General features: G+C 47.4%; 4 protein-coding genes. All 4 read right to left on the reverse strand.

The window, feature by feature from the left end:
* A partial coding sequence (locus VN105_RS06625; RefSeq protein ID WP_325639133.1) for a RagB/SusD family nutrient uptake outer membrane protein occupies positions 1 to 1585 on the reverse strand: 1585 nt, incomplete at its 3' end.
* Positions 1586 to 1609: 24 nt separating this feature from the next.
* Entirely contained in the window at positions 1610 to 4825 is a 3216-nt protein-coding gene (locus tag VN105_RS06630) for a SusC/RagA family TonB-linked outer membrane protein (RefSeq protein WP_325639135.1), read from the reverse strand.
* A 37-nt stretch (positions 4826 to 4862) separates the two neighbouring features.
* Positions 4863 to 5810, reverse strand: coding sequence for a FecR family protein (locus tag VN105_RS06635; RefSeq protein WP_325639137.1), 948 nt, complete (start codon positions 5808 to 5810; stop codon positions 4863 to 4865).
* A 91-nt stretch (positions 5811 to 5901) separates the two neighbouring features.
* The gene (locus VN105_RS06640; RefSeq protein ID WP_325639139.1) at positions 5902 to 6456 is read right to left on the reverse strand and encodes an RNA polymerase sigma factor; all 555 of its coding nucleotides are present in this window, start codon (positions 6454 to 6456) and stop codon (positions 5902 to 5904) included.
* Positions 6457 to 6638: the final 182 nt, after the last annotated feature.

The following is a 6638-nucleotide window of genomic DNA, read 5'->3' on the forward strand; positions in this document are numbered from 1 at the left end:
CCGCGTTCTGCACCAGCTTTGGGTTTAGCGTTATCTCATCCATTGGTATAGGATAAATGCGGTGCAACTTATTGGCATCTTCTTTAAAGCCCCACTTGCCTTCAAAAGTGTCGAAACGGATCATATCATTCCTTCGCCACGCTTCCCAGGCCATTTCCCTGGCGCGTTCTTCCAGCAAGCCGGCAAGATTGATACCGCTTACCGCAGGAGCCTGCGCGCGGGTACGGATCTTATTTACCAGTACATCGGCATCCTGCATTTCTCCATTTACTGCAGTGGCTGCCGCACCTCTCAGGATAGCTTCTGCTTTCATCAACATCACATCCGCCAGCCTGAAAACGGGCACATCATTATTGGAGTTACGTTCGGAAGGCTCTGTGTTCTTATCAGGATAATACTTGATAGATCTTACACCGGCCGCTTTGGCCAGTTCATCATTCCCGATATCCATAGAAGAATCCACCCGCAGCACCATTTCCTTTGAAAAGGAAAGCTGCCAGCTGATCTTTTTATCAGGTTCGCCGCCGGTGTACTTATCATTCAATCCTTTGTTAGTAGTGCTGATTAAAATAGGTGATCCGTCAGGGTTGAATTGCGGTCCTTCCAGCCAGGTAGTATTGCGTACATCGCCGGTTAAATTGAATTTTTCATAGAAAGAACCAATAGTACTCATGGCAATACTGGGCCGGAATGGCAACGAATACTTTACCACCAGGTTAGGATGCAAACCAAAGCGGGAGAACTGGTTACCTTTGATCACATTCCCATCATAAGGAATGGCAAAAATGGTTTCAGTGATCTGTGGCCCGTTATCCGGCATAAAAATACTGGTATAGCTGGCATCCAGGGTATACTTCTTACCGGCCAGGATACTGTCTGCCATTGCTACAGTTTCCACATACCGGGGTTTGCCGGTGTACACAACGGAGTTAAGGTATAATTTTTCCAGCAGTGCAAACGCGAACCATTTGGTGGGCTTGGAATAGGTAACCTGTCCTGTTTCAATTCTCAGCAACGGCAATACATCTTTCAGTTCTTTCTCTATAAAATTAAATACCTGCTCACGGGTAGATTGTTCCGGTGGCGTAGGATCGCCAAAGGTGGTAATGATGGGCACTTTGGCATACAGGTCCATCAGGTAGAAATAATACAATGCACGCATTGCCTTTGCTTCCGCTATGGCGCGTGGTTTGGAATCGCTGTCGGGCGCTTTTTCAAAAAGCGTGATAATGCGGTTACAGGTATTTACGCCACCAAAAGCCCATTGCCATACATTCTTTACCGTGATATGATCCTTTGTCCAGGAGTGCCTGTGCAGCTGCATATATATACCGCCATCCACATAGTTACCGCCGCGTGCAGGGATGATCGCTTCATCGGTCGACAGTTCCTGCATCCGCCAGTAGTCCACCGCATAACCGCCGCTCAGCTGCGTATAAATGGGTCCGGAGGCAGAGATGAATGCGTCTGCCGTGGTAGGAAAGTTTTCCTTTATATATTCGGATTCCACATCCACATCCAGCTTGGTACATGCTGAAAGTAACGTAAAACCGATTGTCATTCCAGTAATAAAAATATTTTTCATGTAGCTGTTTTTAACCGTCAGTGTTTAGAATGTTGCATTTAAGCCAAAGAGGAAAGAACGGGTCTTCGGATAAAAATTGCTGTTATCGATCCCCGGTGTAAGTCCGCCCATATTGATTTCCGGATCAATACCGGAATACTTCGTAATTACGAAAAGATTATTACCGGTAACGTATAAACGTAGTTTACGGATATACTTGTTTTGCATCGGAATACTATAACCTATAGTAGCATTATCCAACCGCAGGTAAGAACCGTTTTCCAGGAAGCGGGAAGAAATAAAAGAGGCTTTGGTATCTTCAGGCGATTCACCCTGTGAATAATCCGGTATATTGATGCTTCCTGCTTCATTAGGGGCATTCAGATTGGCCAGGGTAGCATTCAGGATCTTGTTGCCGGATACGCCGCGCAAAAAGATATTGGCATCAAAATTCCCCCAGGTAAAGCTGTTGCTCCATCCATAACTGAAAGCAGGCTGTGCATCTCCGCTGTATACGCGGTCGGTGGAAGCGGGGTCGGTAATCACATTTCCTTTTGAACCCTGGTACTGCGATAAGCCATCATTATTTTTGCCGAGGTACTGCCAAAGGTAGAATGAACCCAGTGCATAGCCTGCTTCTACCCGTTGTGATTTATTGCCTGACTGCCCGCGACCGCCCAGTTCAGCAGTTTCGAGGTATTTTACAGAGAAGATATCGTTGGAGAGAGACGTTACCCTGTTTTTATTATGCGCAATATTGGCGGAGGAGGTCCATGTAAAGCGGGCTGTTTTCACCGGTATGGCATTCACCTGGAGTTCAATGCCTTTATTGCTCATAGATCCCACATTGGCCAGCATGGTAGGAACAAAAAACTGCGTAGTAGGCACATTGTAGGAATAGATCAGGTCGGTGGTGCGTTTGTCATAAACATCTACCGTCACGCCCAGCCGTCCTTTCAGCGTGCTGAAGTCGACCCCGATATTCGCCATTCCCGTGCGTTCCCATCTCAGGTCGGGGTTATCATTTTGAACTGGCCCAATGGCGTTGATCAGCTTACCATCGTTATAAAATTTCCCGGTGATATCATACCGGAGAATAGCAATCAGCGGATCAAACCCGAGCGAGTTACCGGTAACGCCATAGCCTGCACGAAGTTTCAGATCATCTATCCAGGAAACACCGGAGAGGAAGCTTTCCTTATTGATTTTCCAGGCGCCGGATATAGCGGGGAAATAGCCCCAGCGATTGTTGGCGCCAAAGGCAGAAGAGCCATCCCTCCTTACAGAAGCGGTGAGCAGGTATTTTTCATTGAACTGGTAATTAGCTCTTGCATAGAAAGAGATGAAGCGCAGTGTTTGGATACGGGTGGTGCCAAAATTAGGCAGGAATCCATCTACAGGGCTTCCCAGTCCAAGGTTATCGCCTTGTGTAGCGTCTGATACAAATCCCTGATTGGAGGTCTGGAACCCGTCGCCACGGCGGTCTTCCTGCCAGGAGTAACCCGCCAGCAAGCGAAGGTCATGTTTACCGGCCAGCAGGTCGTAATTAAAATAGGTTTCCAAAACTTTCCGTGAATTTGTATAAGCGCTGCGGGTAGCCCTTCCTTTAACACCCTGTGCAAGGCCGGAAGCGCGGTTGTTATAAATATCACGGTTGATCTGTTCGTCCTGCATAGATACATTCAGGGTGTAGCGCAGGCCCGGCAACAGGTTCAGTTCAGCGCGGGCATTGCCCAGCATGATCTTGTTTTTGGTACGGTCGCTGTTATTGTCTATCAGCGATACCGGGTTCAGGTAGTTGCGGGTACGGGAAAAGTCTTCCTTGTAAGTGCCGTCCGGGTTGAAGATATTCACGGTAGGCATATAGTTCAGCATGTTCATGAACACCAGTTCAGGGATCTGGTTTTGTGTACTTAAACTATTGCTGATGGAGAGGTTCAGTTTTAAGAGGTCGTTGAAAGCACGTTGTTCCAGGTTGGCCCTTACGTTTAGCCGTTCCAGTGACGACGTTTTCATGATACCATTATTCTGCAGGTAATTCACGCTTCCGTCGAATACTGTTTTTTCGTTACCGCCCCCGAAGGAGATGTTGTGGCTGTGCGACAAACCATTGCGGGTTACCAGTTTTTGCCAGTCGTTGTTGGCTTTGTCATCGTACGCCGGCGTGATCGTTTTCCCGTTATCTTCCAGGTATCTGGTAAGTTCGCTGCTCGACATCATGTCGATGGAATTGGAAATGCGCTCACTGGCTACATAGGCATTATAACTGACCCAGCTCTGGCCGGGCTTTGCGCGGCGGGTGGTGATCATGATCACGCCATTGGCGGCGCGGGCGCCGTAAATAGCCGTGGATGCCGCATCTTTCAACACATCCATCGATACAATATCTGAAGGCGATACCAGCTGGATATTGGCGCCGGGTACTCCATCAATCACATAGAAAGGCTGTTGCGCCTCTCCTTCACGGAAAGTAGAAGGACCGCGCAGGATCACCGCTGGTGTGGCATTGGGATCGCCGCTGCGGGTAATATTGAGCCCGGGTACTTTTCCCTGCAGCAGCTGCTCCGGAGAACTGAATACGCCGGTGTTAAAGTTCTCGGCACCCACGTGAGACACCGCGCCGGTAAGATCACCTTTGTTGGCAGAACCATAACCTACTACTACCACGCTGCTTAACAGGCTGGCATCTGATTTCAGTTTTACCGCCACACGTGGTTGCCCGTTTAAAATTATGCGGGCGGATTTATACCCCAGGGAGGTAAATAACAGCGTATCGCCGGAAATATCTGCCTGCAGGGAAAAGGCGCCATTGGGATCAGTGATGCTGCCCTGTGTGTTTCCTTTTACCAGTACGCTTACACCGGGCAAGCCTGCACCGGTTTCTTCGTCGGATACTTTACCGGTGACAGTGCCTTTATTCTTTTCTTTTTTAATGATGTATACGCCCTCCGTGGCAGAGAAGTGGAACCCGCTTCCTTTCAGCAAAGTGCGCAACACTTCTTCTATTGGCTGTGAACGGAAGTCCTGTGTTTTTACCGACAGGTTCTTTAATAAAGCTGCGTCGTACACAATATCAACGCCGCTTTGCTGCTGCAGTAATTTCAGCGCATCCGCAAGCGGCCCCGCATTAATATGCAGCTGCTGCACAATGGCTGTTTTCTGTTGGGACATGACGCTACCGCATAGCGACAGCATAAGCGCTACAAGAAAAATCTGTTTCACAGAGATCCTTGTACGCAAGTGAGTACTACGTACATTCATAAACGGATGTTTTAATTTCAGTTCAGGGAATAAATATTTATTGGTCTATAGTGTAATTTCCTGCGCCGGCAGATGTTATTTTCAGCTGATGATCCGTTAGATCTTCCAGTACATTTATGATCTGCGTAATCGTTAAGTGCATATTGAGTGATCCGCTAATTTGCCTGTTAATGGGCTTTTTAACGTGGAATTTCACCGGGTAATAATTCTCCAGTAACATTAATGCATCCGCTACCGGCATATTATCGAACACAATTTTATCCTGTTTCCAGCCATTGATATCCGGTGAGGATACCAACAACCGGGAGAAAGTATAATTATTTCTGTTAACCTGCAACAATTGATTAGCGGTTAAGATGCCCATTACCTGGCCGCCTTTGTTCACGCTCACTTTCCCGGTGCTTACGCCTATTTCCATTAACTGCTTTGGATAGGCCCTGATATGAAATGAAGTGCCCAGTACCTGCACCTGCAGGCTATCAGTAGCCACGCTGAAAGGATGACCCGGCAACGGCGCTATATCAAAGAAAGCTTCTCCTGATACCAGCTGCACCTGCCGGTCGCCCGCAAAATGATCAGGATATTTCAGTGTAGCATTGGCGCCCAGCCAGATCCGGCTGCTGTCGGGCAGTAACAGCATTTTCTTTTCTCCAATGGCTGTACGCAGTTCCAGCCATGCAACTTTTTGCGACGGCCGGTTACTCATTACCCACCAGCCACCGATGCCCATTACAAGCAGTATAGCTGCTGCAGCAGCCATTTTCTTCCATTGCGGGTAGATGATAGCAGATTGGCCTGTACGCTCTTTTATGACCTTTAAAATGCTGCGGCGCAGCTGTTCCCGGCTGCGTGCATCCTGCTCCTTTGCAGCACCGGCATCTTCTGCCAGTACATCCAGCCAGCTGGCAAGCAATTGCTCCTCTTCCGGGGTAGCCTTGTTATCCAGGTATTTGCTGATGAGTGCATTTATTTTTGATCGGATCAAGGTGTGGTGTTTTATGACTAAGTTCCATAAACCACCTTTTTTAACTATTGGGAATAACGGCTTAACATTATGGTAACACGGAAGGGGGAGATCAGAGGAACATTAACAGGCGGTTCAGCAACGGACGGGCTTTCTTATAGGCGTTTCCGAGCTGGTTGCGTACCGTTTGCTCGGCCGTACCATGCATCATAGCTATTTCCCGGATGCTCAGTTCATCAAAGTGGTACCATTCAAATACCTGTCTTTCTTTTTCGGGTAAATGCTGAAGATCGTGCTGCAGCTGGTTCAGGATATCTTTATGGATCAGGGTATTAAGGGTAAGCTCTGAACGTAGCTCGCTATGGATAATGAATTTTTCCAGGTGTTTTTCTTTGAGTCCGTCGTCGCGGAACTTACGCAGGATCTGTTTTCTTACCGCGCTAAACAGGTAGTAACGGATATGGGTATGCAGCTCCAGCTGCTGCCGGCGCTCCCAGATACTGGCGAACAAGTCCTGTATGATATCCCGTGCATCCTCTTCACTACCCGTTACTTTAGCCGCATATGCATACAGTTCTTCCCAGTAAGTATTGAAAATCAGCTCAAATAGTTTAAAATCACCAGTACGTAGCCGATGAATAAGATCAACGGGGAATTGTTCAGGCATACAAAAATATATACCCTAAAAATAGGGAGGTTTTTAAAAGAAAAAACGGGGTAATAAAAATATAGCGAAGTATTAATATAAGGTATAAAAAATGCTTAAAGCACACCCCTTTCTGTATACAAAGAAGCCCTTTACTGTGATATTATCTTATTTATCAATATTATTGAAAGAAAGAAGCCCTC

The organism is Chitinophaga sp., assembly GCF_035564935.1.
GTDB lineage: Bacteria > Bacteroidota > Bacteroidia > Chitinophagales > Chitinophagaceae > Chitinophaga.

Bases quoted from the DNA above. Each gene is read 5' to 3' on its own strand.
- VN105_RS06630 (WP_325639135.1), bottom strand. From the start codon at position 4,825: ATGAATGTACGTAGTACTCACTTGCGTACAAGGATCTCTGTGAAACAG.
- VN105_RS06640 (WP_325639139.1), bottom strand. From the start codon at position 6,456: ATGCCTGAACAATTCCCCGTTGATCTTATTCATCGGCTACGTACTGGT.